At 56.7% G+C, this 25,774-nt stretch carries 29 protein-coding genes; 21 read left to right on the top strand and 8 right to left on the bottom strand.

Going from position 1 to position 25,774, the window contains the following annotated elements:
• Nucleotides 1-5: 5 nt before the first annotated feature.
• A complete protein-coding gene (gene spt, locus AC0V6Q_RS12455) occupies nt 6-1,238 on the top strand; it encodes a serine palmitoyltransferase (protein ID WP_486168693.1) in 1,233 nt (410 codons plus the stop codon).
• A 19-nt stretch (nt 1,239-1,257) separates the two neighbouring features.
• Nucleotides 1,258-2,052, top strand: a complete 795-nt coding sequence (locus tag AC0V6Q_RS12450) for an enoyl-CoA hydratase/isomerase family protein (protein ID WP_486168692.1) — start codon at nt 1,258-1,260, stop codon at nt 2,050-2,052.
• Between the two features lie 78 nt (nt 2,053-2,130).
• Here AC0V6Q_RS12450 and AC0V6Q_RS12445 read toward each other — a convergent pair whose 3' ends face one another.
• Entirely contained in the window at nt 2,131-2,742 is a 612-nt protein-coding gene (locus AC0V6Q_RS12445) for a YqaA family protein (protein ID WP_486169313.1), read from the bottom strand.
• Between the two features lie 303 nt (nt 2,743-3,045).
• On the opposite strand from AC0V6Q_RS12445, the gene AC0V6Q_RS12440 reads away from it, so the two are divergent.
• The 19 genes from AC0V6Q_RS12440 (at nt 3,046) to AC0V6Q_RS12350 (ending at nt 18,365) form a co-directional block, all read left to right on the top strand.
• Nucleotides 3,046-3,519, top strand: a complete 474-nt coding sequence (locus tag AC0V6Q_RS12440; RefSeq protein WP_486168691.1) for a hypothetical protein — start codon at nt 3,046-3,048, stop codon at nt 3,517-3,519.
• A complete protein-coding gene (locus tag AC0V6Q_RS12435; protein ID WP_486168690.1) occupies nt 3,516-4,841 on the top strand; it encodes a DNA-packaging protein in 1,326 nt (441 codons plus the stop codon). The genes AC0V6Q_RS12440 and AC0V6Q_RS12435 overlap by 4 nt, the downstream gene beginning before the upstream one ends.
• 26 nt (nt 4,842-4,867) lie before the next feature.
• Entirely contained in the window at nt 4,868-6,025 is a 1,158-nt protein-coding gene (locus tag AC0V6Q_RS12430; protein ID WP_486168689.1) for a phage portal protein, read from the top strand.
• Nucleotides 6,022-6,327 carry a DUF6127 family protein gene (locus AC0V6Q_RS12425; RefSeq protein WP_486168688.1) on the top strand — a complete coding sequence of 102 codons (306 nt, stop codon included), beginning with the start codon at nt 6,022-6,024 and terminating at the stop codon, nt 6,325-6,327. The genes AC0V6Q_RS12430 and AC0V6Q_RS12425 overlap by 4 nt, the downstream gene beginning before the upstream one ends.
• Nucleotides 6,327-6,746 carry an HK97 family phage prohead protease gene (locus AC0V6Q_RS12420; RefSeq protein WP_486168687.1) on the top strand — a complete coding sequence of 140 codons (420 nt, stop codon included), beginning with the start codon at nt 6,327-6,329 and terminating at the stop codon, nt 6,744-6,746. Before AC0V6Q_RS12425 ends, AC0V6Q_RS12420 begins: the two co-directional genes overlap by 1 nt.
• Nucleotides 6,747-6,822: 76 nt before the next feature.
• A complete protein-coding gene (locus tag AC0V6Q_RS12415) occupies nt 6,823-7,983 on the top strand; it encodes a phage major capsid protein (protein ID WP_486168686.1) in 1,161 nt (386 codons plus the stop codon).
• A gap of 175 nt (nt 7,984-8,158) precedes the next feature.
• Nucleotides 8,159-8,716 (top strand): head-tail connector protein, encoded by a 558-nt coding sequence (locus AC0V6Q_RS12410; protein ID WP_486168685.1) that lies wholly within the window; start codon nt 8,159-8,161, stop codon nt 8,714-8,716.
• On the top strand, nt 8,713-8,880 hold the full coding sequence (locus AC0V6Q_RS12405) for a hypothetical protein (RefSeq protein ID WP_486168684.1): 168 nt from the start codon (nt 8,713-8,715) through the stop codon (nt 8,878-8,880). The genes AC0V6Q_RS12410 and AC0V6Q_RS12405 overlap by 4 nt, the downstream gene beginning before the upstream one ends.
• Before the next feature lie 4 nt (nt 8,881-8,884).
• Nucleotides 8,885-9,277, top strand: a complete 393-nt coding sequence (locus AC0V6Q_RS12400; protein WP_486168683.1) for a DUF3168 domain-containing protein — start codon at nt 8,885-8,887, stop codon at nt 9,275-9,277.
• Between the two features lie 23 nt (nt 9,278-9,300).
• Nucleotides 9,301-9,708, top strand: a complete 408-nt coding sequence (locus AC0V6Q_RS12395; protein ID WP_486168682.1) for a phage tail tube protein — start codon at nt 9,301-9,303, stop codon at nt 9,706-9,708.
• The gene (locus AC0V6Q_RS12390; RefSeq protein ID WP_486168681.1) at nt 9,705-10,019 is read left to right on the top strand and encodes a gene transfer agent family protein; all 315 of its coding nucleotides are present in this window, start codon (nt 9,705-9,707) and stop codon (nt 10,017-10,019) included. The genes AC0V6Q_RS12395 and AC0V6Q_RS12390 overlap by 4 nt, the downstream gene beginning before the upstream one ends.
• 50 nt (nt 10,020-10,069) lie before the next feature.
• The gene (locus AC0V6Q_RS12385; RefSeq protein ID WP_486169312.1) at nt 10,070-10,228 is read left to right on the top strand and encodes a phage tail assembly chaperone; all 159 of its coding nucleotides are present in this window, start codon (nt 10,070-10,072) and stop codon (nt 10,226-10,228) included.
• Nucleotides 10,221-10,799, top strand: coding sequence for a tail tape measure protein (locus AC0V6Q_RS12380; protein WP_486168680.1), 579 nt, complete (start codon nt 10,221-10,223; stop codon nt 10,797-10,799). Before AC0V6Q_RS12385 ends, AC0V6Q_RS12380 begins: the two co-directional genes overlap by 8 nt.
• A gap of 18 nt (nt 10,800-10,817) precedes the next feature.
• Entirely contained in the window at nt 10,818-13,139 is a 2,322-nt protein-coding gene (locus AC0V6Q_RS12375) for a DUF2460 domain-containing protein (protein ID WP_486168679.1), read from the top strand.
• Nucleotides 13,136-13,954 (top strand): DUF2163 domain-containing protein, encoded by an 819-nt coding sequence (locus AC0V6Q_RS12370; RefSeq protein WP_486168678.1) that lies wholly within the window; start codon nt 13,136-13,138, stop codon nt 13,952-13,954. Before AC0V6Q_RS12375 ends, AC0V6Q_RS12370 begins: the two co-directional genes overlap by 4 nt.
• Nucleotides 13,951-14,364 carry a hypothetical protein gene (locus tag AC0V6Q_RS12365; protein WP_486168677.1) on the top strand — a complete coding sequence of 138 codons (414 nt, stop codon included), beginning with the start codon at nt 13,951-13,953 and terminating at the stop codon, nt 14,362-14,364. Before AC0V6Q_RS12370 ends, AC0V6Q_RS12365 begins: the two co-directional genes overlap by 4 nt.
• A 19-nt stretch (nt 14,365-14,383) precedes the next feature.
• Nucleotides 14,384-16,561, top strand: a complete 2,178-nt coding sequence (locus AC0V6Q_RS12360; protein WP_486168676.1) for a phage tail protein — start codon at nt 14,384-14,386, stop codon at nt 16,559-16,561.
• 17 nt (nt 16,562-16,578) lie between these two features.
• On the top strand, nt 16,579-17,046 hold the full coding sequence (locus AC0V6Q_RS12355; protein ID WP_486168675.1) for a DUF2793 domain-containing protein: 468 nt from the start codon (nt 16,579-16,581) through the stop codon (nt 17,044-17,046).
• 182 nt (nt 17,047-17,228) lie between these two features.
• Entirely contained in the window at nt 17,229-18,365 is a 1,137-nt protein-coding gene (locus tag AC0V6Q_RS12350) for an OmpA family protein (RefSeq protein ID WP_486168674.1), read from the top strand.
• A gap of 277 nt (nt 18,366-18,642) precedes the next feature.
• Here AC0V6Q_RS12350 and AC0V6Q_RS12345 read toward each other — a convergent pair whose 3' ends face one another.
• The 7 genes from AC0V6Q_RS12345 to AC0V6Q_RS12315 all read right to left on the bottom strand — a co-directional run bounded on the left by AC0V6Q_RS12345 (nt 18,643) and on the right by AC0V6Q_RS12315 (nt 25,635).
• Complete coding sequence (locus tag AC0V6Q_RS12345) at nt 18,643-20,271, bottom strand: MFS transporter (protein WP_486169311.1); 1,629 nt, start codon at nt 20,269-20,271, stop codon at nt 18,643-18,645.
• Between the two features lie 87 nt (nt 20,272-20,358).
• The gene (queC, locus tag AC0V6Q_RS12340; RefSeq protein ID WP_486168673.1) at nt 20,359-21,042 is read right to left on the bottom strand and encodes a 7-cyano-7-deazaguanine synthase QueC; all 684 of its coding nucleotides are present in this window, start codon (nt 21,040-21,042) and stop codon (nt 20,359-20,361) included.
• 60 nt (nt 21,043-21,102) lie between these two features.
• Entirely contained in the window at nt 21,103-21,516 is a 414-nt protein-coding gene (locus AC0V6Q_RS12335; RefSeq protein ID WP_486168672.1) for a DUF3617 domain-containing protein, read from the bottom strand.
• Nucleotides 21,517-21,601: 85 nt separating this feature from the next.
• A complete protein-coding gene (gene hslO, locus AC0V6Q_RS12330) occupies nt 21,602-22,498 on the bottom strand; it encodes an Hsp33 family molecular chaperone HslO (protein ID WP_486168671.1) in 897 nt (298 codons plus the stop codon).
• A gap of 69 nt (nt 22,499-22,567) precedes the next feature.
• Entirely contained in the window at nt 22,568-23,506 is a 939-nt protein-coding gene (gene argF, locus AC0V6Q_RS12325; RefSeq protein WP_486168670.1) for an ornithine carbamoyltransferase, read from the bottom strand.
• Nucleotides 23,506-24,705 (bottom strand): acetylornithine transaminase, encoded by a 1,200-nt coding sequence (locus AC0V6Q_RS12320; RefSeq protein ID WP_486168669.1) that lies wholly within the window; start codon nt 24,703-24,705, stop codon nt 23,506-23,508. The genes argF and AC0V6Q_RS12320 overlap by 1 nt, the downstream gene beginning before the upstream one ends.
• A gap of 132 nt (nt 24,706-24,837) precedes the next feature.
• Nucleotides 24,838-25,635, bottom strand: coding sequence for a cold-shock protein (locus AC0V6Q_RS12315; RefSeq protein ID WP_486168668.1), 798 nt, complete (start codon nt 25,633-25,635; stop codon nt 24,838-24,840).
• Nucleotides 25,636-25,774: the final 139 nt, after the last annotated feature.

The following is a 25,774-nucleotide window of genomic DNA, read 5'->3' as shown; positions in this document are numbered from 1 at the left end:
TTTTTATGAACGACATCGCTACCGCCACCCAGACCCCGACAGGCGATCTGTTTTCAAAGTTTGATGACCTCATCCAAACGCGCGAGACGCTTTTGGCAAGCGGCGTCGAGGACCCCTTCAATCTGGTGATGGAGAAAGTCCTCTCGCCAACTCGGGCGATGTGCAACGGGCGCGAGACGATTTTGCTCGGCACCTACAACTACATGGGTATGACCTTTGATCCGGATGTTCTGGATGCAGGCGAAGATGCGCTTCGCAAGTTCGGGTCAGGGACAACCGGCAGCCGCGTCCTGAACGGAACCTATCAGGGCCACAAGGAATGCGAAGATGCATTGAAAGAGTTCTACGGCATGGACCATGCCATGGTCTTCTCGACCGGATATCAGGCGAACCTCGGGATCATCTCGACGATCGCTGGTAAGGGCGACTACGTCATCCTCGATATCGATAGTCACGCGTCGATCTACGATGGTTGCGCGATGGGCAATGCAGAGATTGTGCCCTTCCGCCACAACAATATCGAAGCGATGGAAAAACGCCTCCGCCGCATCCCCGAAGGCGCAGGCAAGCTGGTCGTTCTCGAAGGCGTCTATTCCATGCTTGGCGACGTTGCCCCACTCAAAGAAATGGTCGCTATCGCCAAAGAACATGGGGCGATGGTGCTTGTGGATGAAGCGCACTCCATGGGCTTTATTGGCGAGAACGGTCGCGGTGTTTGCGAGGAACAAGGCGTTATCGATGATGTGGATTTCATCATCGGCACTTTTTCAAAAAGCGTCGGGACAGTCGGGGGCTTTTGTGTCTCCAATCACCCCAAATTCGAGATCATGCGACTTGTCTGCCGCCCCTACGTCTTCACTGCGAGTCTTCCGCCTAGTGTCGTAGCCACTGCAGCGACTTCGATCCGCAAATTGATGCATGGCGCTAACAAGCGCGCGCATTTGTGGGAGAACTCAAAGACGCTCCACAAAGGTCTCACCAATATGGGCTTCAAGCTTGGTACCGAGCAGGCCGAGAGTGCGATTGTGGCGGTTATCATGCCGGATTTGGAGCGCGGTGCCATGATGTGGGAAGCGCTTTTGAAAGAAGGCCTATACGTCAATCTCGCCCGGCCACCGGCAACCCCGGCCGGCATGACATTGCTGCGCTGTTCGCTTTGCGCTGAACATTCGGCCGAAGAGGTGCAGACCATTCTTTCGATGTTTGAGCGGGCCGGCAAAGCGGTCGGAATCATCTAACGCACAAAGGCAGTCATTTGTGTCCGACCCAATTCTGATATCCGAAGAAGGTTCGGTCGCCACGATTACGCTTAACCGCCCTGAGCGGCTGAATGCGATGGATGAGGCCCTCATCTTCGCGCTTCGTGACTATTTTCAGGCGCTCCACGACCGGCATGATATCCGGATTGTGATCCTCAAGGCAAAGGGTCGGGCATTTTGCGCGGGGCTTGACCTTGGCGCATGGCCAAAGGATGCGAGTGTCGGCCCGGTTCAACACACATGGCGGACCCAACGCAGCATCGCGACCGTCATGCAGCTTATGCGTTCCTGCCCTCAACCGATCATCGCTTTGGCGCAAGGGGCGGCGTGTGGTGGCGGACTTTCCTTGCTCTTGTCGAGCGACATCCGTTTTTGCACGCCCGATTTCCGAATGAACGCGGCCTATATCAAAATCGGCCTTGGTGGCTGCGACATGGGATCGAGCTATTTCCTGCCGCGGCTTGTTGGATCGTCTTTGGCTAGCGAGATGATCCTTACGGGACGCTTCATTCATGCGGAAAGAGCCCTTGCGTCCGGCTTCGTCAGTGCCGTTGTCGAACCGAACGAATTGGATGGCGCAGCGCAGGAAATCGTCGCTGAAATGTTGCTTACTGCACCGATGGGCCTTCGCCTGAGCAAAGACGCCCTCAATCGCAACATTGATGCGCCCGGCTTTGAAGCGGCACTTGCAATAGAAGACCGCCAGCAAGTGCTCTTGTCCCAAACACAAGATGCTACCGAAGCGCAGCGTGCGTTCCTGGAGAAACGTGCGCCAGAGTATCGGGACCGCTAAGCGGCACGGCCCCATTCACCAGAATGGTTATGTGCGTGGAGTTAGCGAACCAGGATTGGGTCAACCTTTGCCCCTGCCTTAACCCCTTACATCGGCAGCTTGCGCGCAGATGTGATCATCGGCCTCTTCTTCACCGCCGGCGAGCTGGGTGAAAGCGAAGAAGCCGCCAACAACCAAGACCACGAACAATGTGGTGAGCCAGCCAAGATATTTATCGATGATCCGCTTGATCGGAGCGCCGAAGACCTGGAACAGTACCCCGACGACCATGAAGATGAGAGCCCTACCCGCCATCGCCGCAAGGGTGAAGGTCAAGAGGTTCATCTCGATGAACCCTGCAGTGATTGTCATCAGCTTGAAGGGAACCGGCGTTCCGGCCGCAAAGAACACGGCCATGGCTCCTTGCTCACGAATATAGCACGCAGCAACGGGAAAGCTCTCCGTCAGGCCCAGAAGGCCGATTATCCAGGCACCTAAAGCCTCGTAAAGAAAGAACCCGATCCCGTAGCCGAATATCCCGCCGAGCACAGATGATATGGTCGCGATCGCAGCAAACCGGATCGCCTTGTTTGGCTCCGCCAAACACATCAATCCCAGGAGCGGATGCGGCGGGATCGGGAAAAAACTTGATTCAATGAAGCTGAAAAAGGCGAGCCACCATACCGCATAGGGGTGCGCCGCCTTGTCCATAGTCCAATTGTAGAGTGCGCGAAGCCAGGCCAATGAAACTGTCCCAATCGAGGTTTGCCCACCCCCAAGGGAGTAAAGAGCAGGAAGCGATGGGCCCTATTGCAGCCAAGAGGGTGGTGCAATCGAAAATTGACAAACCTATTTGGTTATTTCTCTTGACATTGTGACGCTATTTGGTACTAATAGATCAACATCTAGAAATTGTGATTCGCTTTTAAGGGTGGTTTGGGATCAACCACGCAAGGCCTGCTCTCGTTAAGAGATGCGGGTCTTGTCTGGTCACTCTTCGACGGGAGACGACCAATGAACTCGCACGACAGCCAAGCTGCTCATCTATCTGGTCAAAATCAACTGAGTGCAACGCAACCAAAACAAGACAAGTTTGAGGCATTCCTCGTCTATTTGGCAGAAAGCTCTAATGTCACTCGCTCCGCAAAGCTCGCGGATCTGGGGACAAGCACCGTATATCTAAAGCGGCGTCAGGAACCTGCTTTCGCACGCAAATGGCTCGCCGCTCTTTATGAGGGCTACCTTCATCTGGAGATGGAAGTTGTGCGCAGGCTCCGCGAAGGCGAGATGCAGGGCAAGAACAAAGACAAATATGATTTCGCCAATGCAATCAGGCTTTTGTCTGTGCATCGCGAAAACGCTGCAAGAGCCCAGGCAGAGCAACGAAATGTGGACGCGAAGGCTGTGCGTGCATCGATTGATCGCAAGATCGAAGATATCCGCCAGCAGGTCCAGCTTGAAAAGGGCCGCGAAGGCAAGCCACGTTGACTGGTGCGCTAGATTGGCTCGTACAAGAAGACGCATCTGTTCGTGAACAGATCGTCACATCGCTTACTCAGGAGGAACGCAATGAATGGCGCTTCCACTGGGAAATACAGGCGCGCGAGGCTCAACTTGCTCCGATAGGAGACTGGCGCAGTTGGCTCATCCTAGCAGGACGCGGCTTTGGCAAAACCAGAGCTGGCGCCGAATGGGTGCGCATGATCGCCGAGAACAATTCCGAAGCGCGCATCGCGCTGGTGTCTTCCTCTTTGACGGAGGCAAGATCGGTCATGGTTGAAGGGGAGAGCGGGATATTGGCTTGCTGTCCGCCTGAACGCAAACCGGTGTTCGAGGCCTCGCTCAGACGTGTGCGCTTCCCCAATGGCGCGCAGGCTCAACTGTTTTCAGCGGCTGAACCAGAGAGCTTGCGAGGGCCGCAGTTTAGTCACGCCTGGTGTGACGAGATCGGAAAATGGCCGCTTTCGCATGACAGGGCAACGCGGGCATGGGACAATCTTCTACTGGGGCTTCGCCTGGGCAAAGACCCTCAAATTGCGGTAACGACAACGCCTCGCGCCGTTCCGATTGTACAACGTCTTTTAAACTCCGGCGAAAGCCAGAATGTCGTGATTACCCGAGGCTCGACCTATGACAATGCGGCCAACCTGCCCAAGAAATTCCTGAGCGCAATCGAGAGCGAATTCGGCGGAAGCCGCCTGGCGCGTCAAGAAATCGCCGGCGAGCTTCTTACTGATCTGGATGGCACATTATGGCCCCGTGCCACCTTGGAGCGAGCGCGCACTAATGCGTCTGATCAGGACTGGCGCCGGGTGGTCGTTGCGGTTGATCCGCCAATCTCTTCTTCGGGAGACGAATGCGGCATTGTGGTGGCCGGCGTAAATGAGGATGGCATCGCCCATGTTCTTGCCGATTGCTCGCTTGGCCAAGCAAAGCCGAGCGATTGGGCGCAGGCTGTGGCGGGTGCCGCTGCACAATGGAACACTGACCGGGTTGTCGCCGAGGCCAATCAGGGCGGCGCGATGGTTGAAAGCGTGCTTCGCGCAGCCAATGCCGCGCTTCCGGTCAAGTTGGTTCACGCAAGCCGCGGTAAAGTCGCAAGAGCGGAACCAATCGCCGCGCTCTATGAAGCGGGAAGAGTGCGCCATTGCGGCTCATTCCCGCAGCTTGAAGACCAAATGTGCGGGATGCTTATCGGCGGTGAATATGCAGGCCCTGGTCGCTCACCGGACCGCGCAGATGCTCTGGTTTGGGCTCTGACAGAATTGATGCTTGGCCAAGCGGCCAATCCAAGCGTGCGCGCGATGTAGCGCAGCGAAAAATAAAGGAAATTCAAATGGCATTGCTCGAACAGCTGCTCTCCGCCTTCAAGGGCGGGGAGGAAACCCGCGTGCCTCTTGCACCGGGGATTATGCAAGGGTGGACACCCGCTTTTGCAGAAGCGGGCGGGTCAAAACCCTATCAATACGAACGCTGCGTAAGAGAGGGATTCCTCGGCAATCCCATCGCCCAGCGCGCGGTAAGAATTGTCGCAGAAGGCGTTGGGCAGGCCCCGCTCAGCAGCAATGACGACAGATTAGCCGCTCTCATCAATGCAACGAGTGCGGGTCAATCCTTGATCGAGACACTGGCCGCGCACCTTTTGCTTCACGGGAATGGCTTTGTGCAGATCGTGAAAGACGCAAGCGGCCAACCTGTTGAGCTATTTGCGCTGAGGCCTGACAGGATGAATGTGGTTGCCGGCCCCGATGGTTGGCCCTGCGCTTACACATACTCGGTCGCTGGCGATAAGATCACGTTGCCGCTCGAAGATGAGGACGGCTGGCCCAACATTATCCAGATCAAGACGATGCACCCTCTGGACGATCATTTGGGTGCAAGCGCTCTTGGAGCTGCGCAACAAGCGGTTGCGATCCATAATGCAGCCTCTGAATGGAACCGCGCGCTGCTTGAGAACGCGGCTCGCCCATCAGGTGCATTGGTCTATGAACCGGGTGACAATTCCGGGCTTACCAGCGAGCAATTCGAGCGTTTGAAAAGCGAGCTTGAAGCCGCGTTTTCGGGTTCTGGTAATGCAGGGCGGCCGATGCTTCTTGATGGCGGTTTGCGCTGGCAATCCATGGCGATGTCACCAGCCGACATGGATTTTGCAACCCTCAAAAGTGCGGCTGCCCGAGAGATTTCACTCGCATTCGGGGTCCCACCGATGTTGCTCGGGCTTCCGGGCGACAACACCTATTCAAACTATCGCGAAGCCAATCGGGCGCTTTGGCGGCTGACCTTGTTACCACTTGCAGAAAAGCTCTTCTCCGCTCTGCAAGAGGGGCTTTCGCCATGGTTTTCCGGCAGCTCAATCGCGGTCGACCTCGACAAGATTACCGCCCTTTCGGAAGATCGCGAGCGGCTTTGGAAGCAAGTGTCCGATGCCGATTTCCTCACCCGGTCTGAAAAACGCCAATTGCTCGGATTTGAACCGCAGGAGGATGTGCAATGAGCCCTTCTGATACTCTCGCCAGTCTTATGGCACAGGCCAATCAAGATGGCGCCGACATCGTGACTTTGCGTGCGATTGTCGAAGAAACAACAGAGATTGCGACCGACCGCGTGCTTGACCGGTTTGGCCTTGCCGACCCCAATGCTGTGAACGACTTGGATGAGCTGCGCGAACTTCTCCAGGCATGGCGCGATGCCAAGGCAAGCGCTTGGAAGGCGTTTATCGAATGGGCCATTCGGGCCCTTCTCGCAGCGCTCCTGATCGGGATCGCAGTGCGCCTGGGTGTCTGGGAGATGCTGTAATGACTACAGGATCACCATCTGACGAGCCCGTTCGTTTCGCTGGATATGCGGGGCTGTTCAACATCCCTGACGCGGACCGCGATACGATCTTGCCCGGCGCGTTTACTGCGACCTTGGCTGCAAGGACAAAGGCACTTCCTCTCTTGTGGCAGCATCGCCCCGATCAGCAAATCGGCGAGATCGAAGTGATTACACAAGATGAACGCGGCCTTCGCGTCATCGCCCGGATTGATCGTACAAAAAGCAAGGCGGCCCACCTGCTCACCCAAGGTGAGGTATCCGGCCTAAGCTTCGGATATCGCGCACGGCAAGCACGCCACAGCGAAAAGGGCCGCGAATTGGCTGAAATTGATCTGTTCGAAGTCAGCCTCGTCACCCACCCACTTCAATACGGTGCTCGTGTCCACTTCGTGGCTTGATCGCTGAAAACCATCCACCGACGGGCCGCCATGCTGGGCGGCCTTTTTTATGCCCAACAGAAAGGCCAACTACCCCATGGATACCAACACCACCCCTGTTGCAGCTACTGCAGCCTCGGACGATCAGATGGAACAAAGCTTCGACATTGTGTCGCGGCAAGATCAGGCTGAAGCCGACATCCAAACGCTCCGTACCGATGTCGATGAAGTCAAAGCGCGCCTCGACAAAGTGTCGCGTGCAGCATCGCGTCCAGCCATTGGCGGCACAGTGACAAACGACACGAAAGTCAAAGGCTTCGTTGATGGTTATTTGCGCAAAGGCCGTGAGGCCGAGGTCAAATCGATCAACGGCGCATCGCCTTCAGATGGCGGTTTTGCAGTGCCGCAAAAGATCGACGCAATGATTGCAAGCGAACTGGTTGAAATCAGCCCGATCCGCTCGATTGCACAAGTCGTGCAAACCGGGACCTCTGGTTATCGCAAACTGGTTGCGACCGGTGGCACGGCGTCTGGCTGGGTCAGCGAAGTGGCACCTCGTCCTGAAACAGAGGCACCAAACTTTGCCGAAATCGCGCCGCCAACCGGCGACCTTTTCGCCAATCCCGCCGCTAGCCAGGCGATGCTTGATGATGCAGCGTTTGATCTTGAAACCTGGCTCGCCAATGAAATTGCGCTTGAATTTGCCCGAGCTGAAGGGTCTGCCTTCGTCGATGGCACTGGTAACAATCAGCCCGAAGGTTTTCTTCGCTCGCCAACCAGCACCGCAGAAGACGGCGTGCGCGCGTTCAAGACGGTCCAGTATATCGGCTCTGGCGATGCAAACGGCTTTGATAGCGCTCCTGAAGCCAAGCTCATCGACCTTATCCACTCGCTCAAATCCGGCCATCGCCAAGGCGCAAGCTTCGTCATGAACTCTGCCACTCTGGCCTCGGTTCGTAAGCTCAAGACCGCTGATGGCGCATTCTTGTGGCAGCCGGGCATGGTCGAAGGTCAACCTGATCGCCTCATGGGCTATCCGGTGGTTGAAGCCGAAGACATGCCTGATGTGGCTTCTGGCGAATTCCCGATCGCCTTTGGCAACTTCCGCCACGGCTATCTGATTGCAGAGCACAGCGCGACCAAGATCCTTCGCGATCCGTTCACGAACAAGCCTTTCGTCCACTTCTATGCGACCAAGCGTGTAGGCGGCCAAGTGCTCGATTCAAACGCTATCAAGCTTCTCAAAATCGAAGCCTAAGGCACTGCTTCGCGCCGCCACTAAGCGGCGCTGTCTGTTCCCGGCAAGGTAGAGTTCCCCCCTTTGCTCCCTTGTCGGTACCTCGCGCCCGCACCCACGCAAACCACGCTTCACTCCAGCTGGTTGCGAGCGGTGCGGGCGCACCTTGATCCATTATCGAACCTGGGAGACCGCAATGCAGCGGAGAATTGTGGAACCGGCGGATGTAAGCGGCACCGCGCTTGCGGACCTGAAAAGCTGGCTCGGAATATCGCGGCCGGGTGAGGACGCCCTTTTAGTCGACCTTTTGCTCACGGCTCTTGGCATGTGCGAAAGCTTCACGGGCCAGGCCCCCTTGTCGCAGCTGGTGGAAGAACGGTTGCCGACTTCCGCCAAAAAGGTGAAGCTTAACTGCAGGCCGGTAACCTCAATCTCCAATGTCGAGCTCGTCTCACACAATGGGGACCGTACGCCGCTTACTCCTGATCAATATGAAACCGACATCAGCCCGCAAGGCAGTCTGGTTTTTCATCTGATAAACAGCCTGGAAGGGCAAGACGTTATCGTGACGGCAAGAGTGGGTATCGCTGAAACATGGGATACGGTCCCCGCCCCTTTGAAACAGGGTATTATCCGGCTTTGTGCGTATCACTACCGCGACCGGGATAGACCCTCAGACACCGGCAAAGCGTCAGCGCCTCCCGCTACCGTCAGCGCCCTTTGGCGTCCGTGGCAGGAGCGCAGGCTCACATGATTACTGCTGAGGCAGCGAGCGATGCACTGATCCGAAGACTGGAAGGCCACGCAAAACGCATTGCCCTCCAACACGCCGTGCGACGTCGCCCGGGCCGTCAGGCAGGCGCGATCATCGATTGGCATTCGGCCAGTTCGCTTTGGCCAAATTTCACAAAAGGCTGACCCAATGGAAAATCACCTGCGCGCGGAGCTCCTCACATGGCTTCGCGACGACCCTGAGCTTGCCCACATCAATGCGATTGAAGAGGAAGCCCCGGTAAGAGCAAGCGCCCCCTGGCTTGGGATCGCTGCCAGCGCATCAACCGATTGGGGCACCAAAGAACGCCCTGGCCGAGAGGTGCGTATAGCCATCGAACTTGAGAGCCGCGCTGACGAACCGGATGCGGACGGCTCACTGGTCAACGCAATCGAACGCCGCGTTCTCGACTTGCCACCGTTTCACTCCGGATTTGAACTTGCATCAATCCGTTTCCTGCGCGCTCGAAGTGAAGAGCGTGAAGGCAATCTGCGCGGTGCACTGCTCGAATTCCGGTTCCGGATTTTCGCCCCACAAACCTGATATTTCACAACTGGAGACAAGCTATGCCAGCGCAGAACGGATCTGCTTTTTTGCTTAAAATCGGAGACGGTGGATCACCCGTCACATATGAAACCGTGGCCGGAATGCGGACCACTCAATTGTCCATCAATGGTGACCCTGTTGCGGTCACAAACAAGGAATCGGGCGGTTGGCGCGATCTGCTTTCAGGTGCTGGTACCCGCTCAGTTTCTGTCAATGCGGCGGGGATTTTCCTCGGTAGCAACTCGGAAACCTCTATCCGCTCTCACGCGCTGGCGGGCACTATTGATGACTACGAATTGTCTTTCGAAGATGGCGAACGCTTGCGCGGGCGCTTCCTGGTTCAGCGTCTCGATTATTCGGGCGATTTCAATGGGGAGCGCAATTACACGCTCCAACTTGAAAGCTCAGGACCGGTCGTGCCGGCATGATCAAGCCTGCCAATGCGCTTCGAGGTGAGGCGCAATTCCAGCTTGGTGAGCGCGAGTATCGCTTGCGCCCGAGTTTTGAAAACCTTGTCGCAGCCGAAGCAGAAATCGGCTCACTGTTTGCTTTGGTTGAGCGTGCCTCTGAAGGCTCTCTCACCCTTTCTGAGGTGAGCGCCTTGATATGGCACTGCCTCGATGCCGACCCACGGCCTTCGCGAGAAGAGGTCGGGCAAGCGGTCCTGAAACAAGGTCTTATCGAGACAACTAAGCCCGTGCGAGCCATCCTGTCTCAGGTGCTGCAAGGCCAGTCGTGACAGACGACAACCTTGAGGCTTTTACGGCCTCTGCCCCGCGTTGGTGGAGCATGGCCGCCCAATGGTTGGCTTGGAGACCAGATGAATTCTGGTCCGCCACACCAAGCGAATTGAGGGGCGCATTATCTGATCCACAAGCCCCTCAAGGCAACGCAGGCCCTTCGATGGACCTGATCTCTCAAATGCTGGAGCGCGAAAGAAATGGATGACTATTTTGAAGAACTGGTGATCGACGTGCGTGCGACAACGGACGGGTTCAGTTCAGACCTTGAGACGGTCCGCAGCACCGTCGATTCCACATTGATCGGCAGCTTTGACCGCGCCGGCTCAGTGCTCGAACGCGGTCTATTGTCGGCGGTCAGACGCGGCTCTTTGGGTTTCGACGACCTGCAAAGAGTTGCATTTCGGGCCCTCGACTCAATCGCTGCCCGTGCCATCAGTTCAGGGGTTGGATCGCTTTTTGGCGGGCAAGGTTCCGGCTCCGGCTTTGGCAACCTCTTGGGTCAGGCTTTTGGCTCGCTGCTGGGAGTTCCTGGCAGGGCAACGGGTGGGCCTGTTTCGCCGGGCCGTGGATATCTGGTTGGTGAAAATGGGCCAGAGCTTTTCGTCCCGACCTCCGCCGGACGCATCAATGCCAACCAAGGAACGGTCGCAGCAGGCCGCGATGTTCGTGTCGCTATCCAGCTGGCCACTCCGCGCGGGACAGCCGCCCCAACCGCCATGCAACGCTCTTCGCGCCAGGTCGCAAGTGCGGTGCGCCGTGCTCTCCAAGACCGCTGAGACAGGACAAAACCGACAATGGCTTATTGGCTAGCGCGCGAACGCCGCGGGCAGGAATCCAGCTTTATCCAGCGTTTCGACCCCCGTTTCTGGCGCGTGAATTTTCCTCGCCCTGCAATGGCATCGGTCGTCACGACGGGCCCGGATTCGATGCAAATCGATGTTGAGCTTCATCATGAGGGCGAACTTGTCGGCCTCATTTGGGAGAGCGAAGACGCACTCGATCACCCCCTGCTCGCCTATGAAACAAGCCGGGATTACTCAAACACAAGCTTGCGGTTCCGCTGGCAATCCGAAGGCGTCATTGCGCTTGATGCGGTCAACGGTCCGACACTGACAATTGAGGGACGTGATGCAGCGGGCAATCCCCAAACCTGGTTCATCAGGCTCTGGAACTACGCGAAAGGCACGCCAACCGATGCGGTGATCACTTTGCCATTCTCGCAGCTCGAGAGCGGGTTTTCGCTGCCGGGCAGCCCGATCTATGCAGGCGACATCGACCGAATGTTCATCTCGCTTGTTGCGCCCGGGTTTGCCGCGGGAAGCGACTTGCCTTTGCCCGCACGTTTCAACGGCAAAGTCACGGTCTCCAACATCGTAGCCGATGGACGCCACTCCATGCTTAAAATCGGGGACGTCCGACTTCCAGTACACGGTGACCGGCTCGCAACCGCTTATGACGATGCATACGATCAGACGCCTGCTCGTATCCTCAGGAACCTTATTGGCCTCGGATACCGCGAAGATGTGATCCACTATGTCGGCATGAGCCACTTTATGCGCCTTGGATTACAAGGGAGCGATTTACTGGCTGTTCCCTCAGGTGAGCTTTGCCAGCCTTGCACCGAGTGGCACCGGAATTTCTTTGCGTTGGCGAGCGAAAATGACCTCGAAGTGATCGCATCGATTTCATACGAACTCTTCAATGCCTATTGCCCGGACAGTTGGAAACAACGTGACCTGAATGGCAATCCTGCGCTCACTGGATGGGTCCCCCCATCAAGCCTGCTATCACCAGCGAATTCTGATGCAATGGCGTGGTTGCAAGCAAGCGCGACAGCCTTTGTCGACCTGTTGGCCGCATCTATGCTGCCCGTGCGCTTTCAAATCGGTGAGCCTTGGTGGTGGACCACTGCGGACGGACAGATTTGCATTTATGATAATTCAGCGCGCGATGCGTTTGGCGGTTCACCGCCGGATATTCCAGATATGCGCCAGCCAATGGATGCTGACCAAATTGCGCTGCTCGATGACGCAGGCGCGTTGCTCGCCCAATCAACTGCCGATCTGACCGCATCCATTCGCGCAGCAGCGCCGGCTGCATCTCAAGTTCTATTGCTTGCGTTCACGCCGACAATTCTGAACCCGGAAATGCCTGAATTGTACCGCGCCAATCTTCCCGCAGGCTGGGCAAAGCCAGCATTCGATCGCCTGCAGCTTGAAGACTATGATTGGCTCACAGACGGCGCGGACGCGCTTCGCCGCCAGGCTTACGTTTTTGCAGACGCGCGCCTCCAGTACCCTCTTGGAGAGCAGGATTACCTCGCAGGCTTCGTCCTTCAGGCCGAAGACGATGTGGAATACTGGACCCGCATTGACCGCGGGATTGATGAAGCCGCCGCGCGCGGCATTGAACGCAGATACGTCTGGGCTCAGCCCCAGGTTAATCGTGATGGTTACACCCGCATACCGCCAACCCAAGAGGTCGAAATGGAAGCCTTTGATGACGTCGTCTACCCCTTCGCTCTTGGGCGAAGTGCGTCAGTCGCACCTGAATTCTCGACCTCGATCACGGTCACATCTTCGGGCCATGAGCGTCGCAATTCTCTCTGGTCAGATGCCAGAATTCACTTTGACGTAGGGCCGGGCATTCGATCGGAAAACGAACTGTGTGAGCTCATCGGCTTCTTCAGAGCGCGGCGCGGTGCAGCACGCGGTTTCCGCATCAGCGATCCAACAGATCACAGCTCGAATGGCATGACAGGTTCTCCAACAATGCTCGACCAGTTGATCGGAACAGGCGATGGATTGGCCGCAGAATTTCAACTGGTGAAGGCCTATGGCACGAATGCCGAACCGCAATTGCGCCCGATCACCCGGCCAAGGGCAGAAACGCTTCTGGTGAGTGTCGATGGGAACCCGTCCTCCGATTGGTTCCTCGGGGACAAAGGCAAGCTTTTCTTCAACACGGCGCCCGCGCCCGGCGCACAAATTCGCGCAGGGTTTCTCTTCGATGTGCCAGTTCGCTTCGCCGAAGATCGCGTGGACATTTCGGGCGTGAATTTCGAAGCAGGCGAAGCCCCAAGTATTCCTCTCATTGAGCTGAGAGAAGAGATATGACGCGAGTCTTCTTCGACCGCGATCTCGAAACGGCGGCAACATTCTGGCGAGTGTTTCGCAAAGATGGCGTGACCCTTGGCTTCACAAGTCATGATCGCGACTTGCCCATTGGCGGTATCCTTCACCGATCGGCACCCGGAATGGTGCCAAGCGCCATCAGGCTGACATCGGACCTGTCGGAAGAGAACGCGGGGGTCGAAGGCGCGCTCAGCCACGATGCCATCAGCGAGAGCGATCTGGCAGCAGGTCTCTATGATGAAGCTGCAATCGAGGTGGGCATCGTTGATTGGGAGAAGCTTGATCATCTAGTGCTCTACAGCGGTACTCTCGGCCGGATCACCGATGATCGAAGAGGCTTCTCCGGGGAACTAAGATCAGCCAAGCGTGTGCTGGAGAAAGATCTTGTCCCGCGAACAAGTCCCACTTGCCGGGCGGTATTTTGCGGCCGTGGCTGCGGGCTTTCTGCCAATCGGTTTATGCAGCGGATTGTGGTGGATGGGGTCGATCCAGACCTCAACCGCATCAGAATTTCAGGGATATCGACCGACGATCACCGCGACGGCCAAATCCGGTTCTTGGATGGGCCGCAGACAGGAATTGCCTTTGCGATTGTAGGGGCAGAGGGTGAATGGCTCGCGCTTGATCGACCTCTTAGCGGTGCACTTTCTGACGGCACGCCAGCCGAGCTTTTGCAAGGATGCGACCACACGCTGGTCACATGCGCCAACCGTTTTGACAACGCTGTGAACTTTCGCGGCGAGCCATTCCTCCCGGGCAATGATTTGCTCGCACGCTACGGTCAGGGGCTAGGGTGACCAAAAGCGCCACGCGCGGGCAAGAACTTGCCAAGGCGGCGTCGCGGTTCCTTGGGGTAAGGTTCCTGTTGCATGGTCGTGATCCCAATGTCGGCCTCGATTGCATTGGGCTTCTTGCATGCAGCCTTGAAGAAATCGGGAGCGTGCCGATTGTCCCTCAAGGGTACCAGCTTCGAAATGCTGACCACATGCGCTGGATTGAATGCGCCAGGCATTCCGGGTTGGCACCGGTCGAGGGTCAGATCGCTGCCGGCGATGTCCTTTTGATCAAACCGGGTCCCGGACAGCAGCACCTTTTGATTGTCGAGAGCACGACTTCGGCCGTCCACGCTCATGCAGGCCTTCGCAAAGTGGTGCGGCAGGCCATTGATCCCAATGATGAAAAACTGGCGCACTGGCGCCTTTCATAGAACCGAAAAGGAACGCAAGATGGCAACTCTGCTTTTGACTGCAGTTGGCACCGCCGTCGGCGGTCCAATTGGCGGTGCGATCGGGGCATTTATTGGACAGCAAGTCGACCAGTCTGTGTTCGGCTCCAGCCGCCAAGGCCCTCGCCTGAAAGAACTCACCGTTACGACCTCAAGCTATGGCCAACCTTTGCCCAGAAATTTCGGTCGGATGCGAGTCGCAGGATCGATCATCTGGGCGACCGAACTCACTGAAACGACCAACAAGGGCGGCGGCAGCAAGGGGCAGCCTTCTACAACGACCTTCTCATATTCGGCCTCATTTGCGGTAGCCTTGTCCAGTACGCCTATCGACCGCGTCGGAAGGATCTGGGCAGACGGAAATTTGCTTCGTGGCGGCGCTGATGATCTCAAAGTAGGCGGTGCGCTACGCATCTATCCTGGAACAGGAGATGCCGAGGTCGATCCTTTGATTGCCGCAGATCAAGGGGCTCTTGCACCGGCCTTTAGAGACATTGCCTATGTCGTTTTCGAGGATCTGCAACTTGCCGATTTTGGTAATCGCATCCCAGCTTTGACATTCGAGGTCTTCGCACCAAAGGATCAAACCGTCTCAATCAATGAGCTTGTACCGGATGCTGAGCCAGGCGATGGAGACGTTGTCCTGCAAGATGCTCGTGGTTTTTCTGACGAAGGCGGGGCAATCGGCTCAACTCTTGCAACCATCGATCAAGTTTTCCCGTTAGTCTGTACGACAACCGCACGGGGTCTGCGATTGGCATCTGCTTATTCGAGCGCGCAGGAAATCCCGGTTCTACCTCCTCAAATCTCGGTTCGAGATAGCGAGGACGCCAATGAAAGGCACAAGCGGCGCGGTGAAAGAGTGGGCGATGAACCTCTCGCATTGCGGTATTACGACGAAGAGCGTGACTATCAGCCAAGCGTCCAACGTGCGCTCGGCCTTCGACCCGATGGCCGCGAGATCATGATCGATTTGCCCGCAGCGATGAACGCGCAAGGCGCCAGGCAGTTGGCAAACTCTAATGCACATAGGGCCCGTTGGAGCAACGAGCAGGTCACTTGGAGGACCGGCGAACTCAACCCGGAAATTTGTCCGGGAAAACTCGTCCGCATTCCGGATTCGCCCGGGATTTGGCTAATCAGAAGCTGGGAATGGTCAGAGCTTGGCGTCGAGCTTGGACTCGACCGCGTGTCTCCCGAGATTGCAGGAGAACTCGTTGGCGACGCCGGGGTATCCAATGCACCGGCAGATGATCCTGTCACGCCCACACAGATGTGCGTGTTTGAAGTGCCGGCCGAAAACAACGCCACGCCGTCGAGCCGATCAATTGTGGCTGCGGTAACATCGCAAAGCGCTGGCTGGAGGGGAGCTTCTTTGTTCGTCGAACAAGGCGGTGCTCTTTCCGAACTGGGCTCAACTGGCAATGTTCGGGCAATCACAGGTGTCCTCACTGCGCCAATCGATGGATCAAGCTGCCGTGTTGTCGAAAGAAATGCCGAACTGTTAGTTGACCTGTTTGCCCATGACCTTGCGTTTCAGAGCACGGATGTGGTGGGGCTGGCGAACGGTGCGAATCGGCTCATGGTTGGTGGCGAAGTCATCCAGTTCCTTGAAGCGCAGTCGCTCGGCAATGGAAGCTGGCGATTGTCCGGTTTGCTGCGTGGCCGGGCTGGCACTGAACCGGCGGCCATCGAAGGGCATTCGATTGGTGCTTGTTTCACTCTATTGGGAGACAGGCTGACCAACGTCGATCCGTCACAAATGCCAGCAGGGTCGCAGGTGCGTCTGGCTGCGATTGGTCTTGCTGATGATGAGCCGGTCTTTGCTAACCTGCAGAACATAGGCCTATCCCGTCGGGCACTCATGCCGGTAGCGCCAGTCAAACGGGTCTTTGCAGATGATTCTTGGCAATTGTGCTGGACCCGCCGGGCGCGAGGACAATGGACTTGGCCAGAAGACGTAGAAGTGCCGCTTGTCGAAGAGCAGGAACTCTACCGCATCGGTTTTGGGCCTACCGAGGCGCCATTTACCCTTTGGTCAACGGACCAAAGCCGGTTCGTGTTGTCACACGCCCAACGCCTTAGCCTTGTAGCAGATCACGGGCCCAGCAGTTTGTGGGTCAAGCAAGTGGGTTCCTACGGCGAATCGCCTGCATTGATGCTCGCCACACTATCCTGATTTCTTGGAGACCAAACATGGCCGATCCGATTGTTTTTCCCTCAACAACAGCACACCATTCGCTCCCCCTTCTGTTCGCGGGCCAGGCGCAGAAGGAGCCATTTATCAACCATGCCTTTTCTTTGATCGACGCACTCATTCAAACAGGGGTTATCGATTCGCTCGATACGCCGCCTGGAAATCCCGTAGACGGAGCATCATTCCGTGTCTTGGCGAATGCTAGCGGTGAATGGAGTAGCCGCGATGACAATATCGCGATCTGGATCGGTGAGGCCTGGGAGTTCATTGCCCCGGCCAAAGGCATGACAGTGTTCGATCAAATGGCAGAGGTAGAACTACGATATAACGGTGGCTGGCAATCAGCGGCGGAGCCCGCAGCGCCCACAGGGGGATCAACAATCGACACCGAAGCCCGAGCGGCCATTGGCTCGCTGATTGAGGCACTTCGGACAGCTGGAATCTTTGAAGGCGCAGGTTCATCATGAGCTCTCATGACAATGAAAATGCGTTACAAAAGGCCCTAAGAGGCTATTGGAGTGCCACTTTTCGCGATTCAGGTCGCAATTAGAGGTAAACTTGCAACAGTCTGCTCGATTGAAGCTTGCTTGTGCAATACCGAGAAGTTAGACAACGCTAGCGCCTCAACTCGAAAAAGGGGAATTCCAAAATGCGCAATATCGTCATTGGCTTGGCGATGGCTTCGACGGCTCTGACAACACCGGCCATGGCCCGCGAGGGTCAATGGTACATTCAAGGTGATGCCGGTGCGATGATCGTTGAAGACGTCGACTTTGATATTAATGGTAGCACAGACGCTGCTACCGCGGACCACGATGCTGGCTGGGACGCCGGCGTGGCTGTTGGTCACGACTTCGGCATGTTCCGTCTTGAGGCTGAAACCAGCTATCGTCGTGCTGGTCTCGACGAAGTAGGTGCTGCTCCAGTACCTGGCCTGCCTCTCAACCCAGTTCCGGGCGGCGGGTTCAACCTGCTCCAGTCCGAAATCCGGCCTGCTGGCGGCATCACTGATGCTCTCAGCTTCATGCTTAACGGTCTCGTAGACTTCGGCCCAGACGACGGCGTTCAAGGCTTCGTCGGAGGCGGTGTCGGTATTGCTCGCGTTGATTTTGAAGGACGCCTCAACACTGCTGGCCCAGGTATTTGGAACGACTCAGACACTGGTCTTGCATGGCAAGCGCTTGCGGGCATCCGTGCCCCAATCAGCGACAAATGGGACGTTGGTCTGAAGTATCGCTACTTCAATGCGACTGGCGTGGATCTGGTTGACCCAATCGGCCGCGATCTCAGCACTTCGCTGTCATCGCACTCGATCTTGGGTTCGTTGGTGTACAACTTCGGTGGTGAAGCACCGCCGCCACCACCGCCTCCACCACCTCCACCGCCGCCTCCGCCGCCTCCACCACCGCCACCTCCACCGCCGCCTCCGCCGCCGTGTAACACTGGCCCATACATCGTCTTCTTTGATTTCGATGAGTCAGTCATCACTGCAGACGCAGCGACGATCTTGGACAACGCGGTAACGGCATACGCAAACTGCGGAACTGCAGCTGTAATGCTTGCAGGCCACACCGACCGTGCTGGTAGCGTTTCGTACAACGAAGCTCTGGCTGGACGTCGTAACTCCAGCGTTACTGAGTATCTGACCGGCCGGGGCATCCCGATGGGTCGTATCTCGAGCCAAGCATTCGGTGAAACGCAGAACCGCGTACCAACCGAAGACGGCGTTCGTGAACTGCAAAACCGCCGCGTGGAAGTAACTTACGGTCCAGGTTCGGGCATGTAAGTCTAGGCTTCCTTAGCAAAGCATATGAAAGGGGCTGGAGAGATCCGGCCCCTTTTCTTTTGGCGAAATAGAATCAAGCAATGTCCGGCCTGCAGACAGGATGTCGCGATGGAATAAAGCCGGGCAAGAGAAAACATAGCCCCCAGCCTGCTGCGCTATGCAACGTTGATATTTGCTTGCGCCACACATCCCACGCAGCCGCGAGAGGGCTGACACCTTACGTCAGTGCCGGAGGGATAAGGGTACCAGTTGCTCTTCGCCAAAACCCGGAGAAGCCTCATTCGCCCTCGAATTTCTCACCCGCAGCTTTGGCACGCTCGACAACACTGCCACTCGCTTTTCCGGTCAATCGGATAGCAGCGATGAGCAAGGCAAGCCCAATCGGCGCGATCCAAAGCGTCGAAAGCACGCCGGCACTCAGATCGTCACTGTTTTGCGTTGAGACATAGCCGGCGGTGAATGGCCCAAGAGCCAGTCCGACAAGGGTGGTTGCAAGGAAAAAGGTAGCAGTGGCCGTGCCTCTCATCCGCGGAAGGACAAGCGCTTGGCTTGCGGCAGCAGCAGCTCCCAATGCCGATGCTGCTAAGGCTCCAACTACAAGATTGAGGCCTATAAACAGCCAGTAGCTTTCTGTTGTATACTGTACGATAGCGAAAGGGATAGGGCTCAGCAGCCCGAACAAGACGACCCAAACTCGTCCGGAGCTAGTCTTGCTCATTAGCGCATCGGCCATGCGGCCACCCAGAATAACCCCTAGAAATCCACCCGCAGCTCCGCCGCCGCCGAGCCAGAAACCCAAACTTACCTTGGACACTTCGAAAACTCTCTCAGCATATGGCGCTCCCCAGTAACTGGCCGCGTAGGCCATAAAGGCCACTGTTCCATAGCCCAGGATAGTGCAAAGGAACGCTGGCGATCCCCATGTGAGGGCGAATGTGGGATAGTCGCGCTCCCGAAGCGCAGTCGCCCAACTGAAGACGGCATAGTATCCCAAAGCGAGCAAGAACCATTGATCGCTAATTGAAGGCAGCTCTGAACCTGTGGCGCCTTCCAAGGCTTCCATTATGAAGCCTTGTCCTGTGCCGAGCATCAAAGTCAGCAGGTAAGCGACAACGAATGCCAGAATGAAAGCTGCGATGTTCATCGCAAGCGCCATTCCACCGCGTGATGCAGCACCGAAAAACGTGAAGCCCGGAATAACTGTCGTCAGTTCCTTCACGAAACCCTTGAACGGGGCGGGATCTTCGGGAGTTGGCAGACCGTCAATCGCGCCTCTCACGGGTTCGCGAAGGGTCATCACCCAAACTGCGAGCAACAATCCAGGGACACCAACGGCGATAAAGGCAGCCTGCCAACCCGCTAGATTAAGCGGTCCGCCATCTGGAAAAGCCGCATTCCAGCGGTCGACGACCATACCGCCGATTGCGAGCGAAATGCCGCCTCCGATGTAGAGGCCCGAGCTGTAGATCGCCAAGGCCGTTGCCCTGAGACGCGCCGGGAACCAATCGGAAATCAACGAATATGCCGACGGGCTGGCGGTCGCTTCGCCTACACCGACACCAATCCGGGCGATGGTCAATTGGCCAGCATCACGCGCAAAGCCAGAAAGCGCGGTCATGGCTGACCAGAGGCTCAGTCCCAAAGTCATCAGCCGGATGCGTTTCCAACTGTCTGCCAGTTTGCCCAAAGGAATGCCGAAAAGCGCATAAAAGATTGCGAAGGCGGTTCCGTAAAGAAAGCCCAGATACGCGTCGTCAACGCCAAGGTCTGCCTTGATGTCATTGGCGAGAATCGAGAGGATCTGCCGGTCGATGAAATTCAAAACATAGACGAGCACCAAAACGCTCAGCGCATACCAGCTATATGCTGGTACGGGCGCACCACTTTCGTCAGCCGAACCTTGCATTTCCAGTTCCGGCTGCTCTGCGGCTTCGTCACTCAACGCGAATCTCCCAACACCATGACTTTTAGTGAGCAGCGTGAACCGCCTGCTCTATTTTGCATAAAGCGTGCTATCGACAATTCCCGCCTCAGCAAAACCCTTTTTTCGCAATCGACAGGAGTCGCAACCGCCACATGGCAGGCCTTCGGGCGTTGGGTCATAACACGACCAACTCCATGCAGGATCAAGACCCAATCTGGTGCATTCTGTTGCGATGTCAGCTTTGGTCATATGCTGTAGCGGCGCATGAATATTGAGCGGACTGCCTTCAACGCCTGCTTTCGTGCCCAAACGGGCCGTTTCGGCAAAACTCTCGATAAACTCCGGCCGGCAATCGGGATACCCGGAGTAGTCGAGGGCGTTCACACCGATAAAGATATCACGCGCTGACCTTGATTCAGCACACGCCGTTGTCAGGGCAAGAAACACCAGGTTGCGCGCCGGCACATAAGTGACCGGAATATCGTCGCCAACGCCCTCCTTGGGAACGTCGATTTCATCGGTGAGTGCGGAGCCACCAAAAGCTCTCAGGTCGAGGGCTATCTCGGTGTGGCTTGCGAGATGAAGTTTGGCTGCAATCGCTTTGGCACGGTCAAGCTCAACACGGTGCCTTTGGCCGTAATTCACGGTCAACGCGTGCACGGCAAAGCCGTCTTCCAAGGCTCTTGCGGCCGAGACCATGGAATCGAGACCGCCCGACAAGAGAACGATTGCTGGAGATTTTGAGGACGCCATGAGAGGCAGCTAGTAGCCAACGCCCAGATTGGCAACAATCAGCGCCAATCGCTTCGCTTCTCAGCAGGCACCCGTGCGCCTTGCCTCTGCTGCAAACTGGAAGGGAAGCCCAGAGGCAATACCCTGGCTTTCGATCTGAACCAAAGCGCCTGTCTCTTTGCGGATGTTGGTCCGGCCGTACCCGTTACCAGGGCAAGTGTACTGCACTGCAACCTTATTGGTACCATCTTCGACGATAAAACGACTGCAACCAGGCTCTTCATGACGCAGCTGGATAAGCTCTTTGCCGGTCTTCACGCAGATCTTGCGATCTGCAGAACCATCACGGTGCTTAATCGTCCACTCGCCTTTGGTTAATCCTTCGAGCATGGACAATCCATCTGACTGAGCGGCTGCGGGAAGCGCAAGGCCTAGCGCCACCATCCCAAGGGCGGTCACAATCCCGATTGGTGAAAATTTTACGCGTGAAATCATGCGCAGTAACTCCGCTAGTCTCGTGATAATTACATGCACAATTGTATATTTTCACGATGAGCCGTTCCTGAACAGCGATAAATCGCTAGATCGCTAGATCAAACGTCTTTGCGCAAAAGGCACAATCGACCAAAATCACTCCTGCGTCATTGCGCATTTCATCTCGTTCGTTTTCGGGGAAGCGCGATATGACCGAGGCATAGTAATCTGCGCTGCACCGACAACCACGCTCCAATTCGCTCCCCGGCTGGACGCGAATCTCTGTTTCCTCGTGGAACAGCCGCCAAATCATCGCCTCAAGAGACAGCTCGCGATCGAGCAGCTCATCATGGCTAATCGAACCTGCCATCGTTGCCACATGTTCCCAGTCAGGATGGTCCATCCTGACATGAAGACGCTCGCGGCCTTCTTCGCCATCAGCCAAATGCTGGATGAGCAGGCCTGCTGCCACCCCTCCCCCGGAGCCGGATCGGCTCGCCACCCTGATTAGAGTGGGTACCTGTTCGGACTGGCTGAAGTAGATTTCACATGCCTCAGCCAGGCTATCTCCTTCAAGCGGAACAATACCTTGATAGCGCTGACCCGCGCCGGTTTCGAAAGTGATGGCGAGATAGCCCTCGCCAAAAAGCGATGACAGCGAAGGGTTCGCGCCAAGCTGTGCCAGACTGGCGGAATCAAACTCGGCATAGCCACGAAGGCTTCCCCCGCGAAAATCACAAACCAGAAGCGAAACAGCGCCCACTTTGGTTTGCGCCTGCATTGTAAGCTGCGCACCATCGCCGTCGCTTTTAAGGAGGCCACCCATTAATGCTGCCAATACGAGGGCTTCCTCTAGCAGGTGTGTCACTGGTGGCGGATAATCGTGCGCTGAAAGCACCTTATCAATCACATCATCGAGGCGCACCAAACGGCCACGCGCACTGCGGTCCGGCAAGGTGAAGCCCAGAAGCTTATCTTCAAATGTCTCAGGTGTTGTCGTCATGGCTTCACCATATGGTGGCTCGCACCCTCTGCGTTAAGGCCTAACTCGCGGCCAATTTTGCAAAGACAATCAACCCAAACGGTCAAAGCACCACAATAGGACCGATTTTTGTCCATGAATGCGGTTTTCGGCTTCATCGAAAACAACCGATTGTGCGCTCTCGAACACTTCCTCGCTCACCTCTTCACCGACATGGGCTGGTAAGCAGTGAAGGAAGAGAGCGTCCGGCTTTGCCCTTTGCATGAGCGCATGATTGACTTGGAAGGGTTCCATGGCGCGGCGTTTCGCGTCCGCATCAGTCTGCCCCATGGAAATCCATGTATCCGTGACGAGAACATCCGCGCCAGTCGCTGCCTCGGCAGCCGAGTTGGTCGGTGTAACCTGTGCCCCGCCAGAGCGCGCCATTTCCACAAACTCCGGGCTAGGCTCAAACCCTTCGGGGGTTGCCACACGCACGTTGAATTTCATCAGGCCCGCAGCCTCGAGAATGGAATGCAACACGTTGTTACCGTCACCAAACCAGGCGAGCTCCAGACCAGGAAGAGCCTTGCCATGTTCGATGACCGTCAGCAGGTCGGCGACGATCTGGCACGGGTGGGAACGATCGGTCAGACCGTTGATCACCGGAACAGTGGCATGCCGCGCCATTTCCTCGATCTTGGCATGATCATCGGTGCGCAGCATGATCGCATCGACCATCCGGCTAAGGACCCGCGCTGTATCCGCAATGGTTTCACCGCGACCAAGCTGGCTTGATCCCGCCTCAAGAATAAGCACGGTTCCGCCAAGCTGCCGCATGGCGATATCGAAACTGACCCTCGTGCGGGTGGAGTTCTTTTCAAACACTAGCGCCAGCACGCGACCTGCCAGCGGGGCGTCTTTGTCGGCCTCACCCTTGGGTGCGCCAGCACGCGCAGCCTTGCGATCAATCGCATCGGCAATCATCGCGGCTATTGCGTCTGCCCCGGCATCGCCGAGGTCAAGAAAGTGCTTAACCTGACCAGACATCACGCAGCAGCCGGCGCTTCAAAGCTCGCAGCACCAGCCGACAGCTTCTCGAAGAATTCCTCAATCTCTGCATCACCAATGACAAGCGGCGGAATGACCCGCAGTGTTTGGTCGCCAGCAGCCACTGTCAGAAGCTGGTGATTGTCGCGAAGATGGACAAAGAATGGACGGCTTTCGACCTTCATCTTGATCCCCAGCATCAAGCCCTTGCCCCGAACCAGTTCAAACAGGTCAGGATAGTTGCCGATGAATTGTTCAAGGCGCGTCCGGATCCGTTCGCCCTTCTCGGTCACCTCGGCGAGAAATTCCGGATTAGCCACCGCATCCAGAACGGCACTTCCCGCTGCCATTGCGAGCGGGTTGCCGCCATAGGTCGAACCATGGGTACCAAAGGTCATACCGCGCGCTGCCTTCTCCGTTGCTAGAACAGCACCGAGCGGGAAGCCTCCCCCTAGGCCTTTAGCAGTGGCCACAATATCGGGCTCAATGCCATAATGCTCATAGGCGTACATCTTACCGGTCCGCGCAACGCCGCATTGCACTTCGTCCAGAACCAGCATCAGATCATGCTCATCGGCAAGAGCACGCAGGCCCTTCATAAACTCATCCGAAGCAGGGCGAATACCGCCCTCCCCCTGGATCGGCTCGACCAGAAAGCCAGCGGTATGCGGGCCCATCAGAGCTTTCGCCGATTCCAGATCGTCAAATTCGGCATATTTGAAGCCATCAAGCAGCGGCGAAAAACCGTGGTGCATCTTGGTTTGGTTTGACGCGCTGATCGTTGCCATTGTCCGGCCGTGGAAGGCATTCGCAAAAGTAATTAGCTCAAACCGCTCCGCATTGCCCTCATCACCGGCATTCTGGTGATAGGCACGAGCCGCTTTGATCGCGCCTTCGACCGCTTCTGCGCCTGAATTGGTAAAGAACACGGTGTCGGCAAACGTCGTATCGACCAATTGTTGGGCCAGTTTCTCACCTTGCGGGCTACCGTAAAGGTTGGAGACATGCATCAGTTGTGCGGCTTGGGTCTGGATCGCTTCGATCAACCCTGCGTGCGAGTGGCCCAATAGGTTCACTGCAATACCGCTGGCAAAATCGAGATAGCGCGTGCCGTCCTCGTCAATAAGGTGGCAGTGCTCGCCCTTTACAGGCCGAACTCCGCAGCGCGGGTAAACAGGCATAAGCGGCGAAATCGTCATAATATCTTTTCCTGAATTCTGTGAGATCGGACCCCAAAAGCAAATGGCGGCCCACACGTGAGCCGCCATGCTAGATTAGAAAAGGCCGCTCGATCAATTGGTCAAACGGACAATGTGCGTGACAGAAACTTATTACTGCACCGGCACCAGATTGACCGCAGAATACTTGCCACGTCGGTCAACTTCGAGGTCGAACTCAAAACGTTCGCCTTCGTTGATCTCGGAGAGGCCTGAACGCTCAACCGCGCTAATGTGAACGAAGGCATCTGGTTCGCCATCATCGCGCACGAGGAAGCCAAAACCCTTCATCGAGTTGAAGAATTTGACAGTGCCGGTTGCTTTGTCACCGGTAAGCTCGCGCTTGGGCGGGCCAGCGTCAGCCTTCTGAACTTCGATTACCTCACCGACGACTTGCAGGTCCTGCGCAGACACTTTGCCTCCGCGATCGACGAGGTTGAATTCGAGCTCCTGGCCCTCAGCCAGGCCTTCGAGGCCAGCGCGCTCGACTGCACTGATGTGCACGAACACATCCTCGCCGCCGCTTTCTTGCTGGATGAAGCCAAAGCCTTTTTGGCCATTGAAGAACTTAACCGTTCCCTTGCCGGTTCCAACGACTTGAGCGGGCATGCGATTGAAACCGCCGCCTCCGCCAGCGCCGCCGCCACCCGGGCCGCCGCGTCCACCGCCGCCGCCACGAGGACCGCCACCAAAGCCACCGCGATCACTACCGCCGCCGCCGAAACGATCACCGCCGCCTCCGCCGCCATAACGGTCGCCGCCGCCACCGCCACCAAAGCGGTCGCCGCCACGGTCATTTCCGAAATCGCGCGGCGGCGAATAACCGTCACCGCCACCAAATGGATCGAAGCTATCTTCGCCGAATCCGTCGCGCTTGTCCCGGCCGCGTCGACGTCCCCTGTCGTATCCCATAACTGAGCATATACCTTAATTACGCTGCCCAACTTCAAAGACGCCGACGACGAGGGCAACGAGCCGTATCAGACGTTGAAAAGGACCCTAAAGAATCTGGACCTCTTCTTTCCACTTATCCACATAGCGCAGATAAACG

The organism is Erythrobacter sp. S227, from assembly GCF_057364925.1.
The sequence above is the reverse complement of the archived record's forward strand: the minus strand, read 5'-3'. Positions and strand labels throughout refer to the sequence as shown.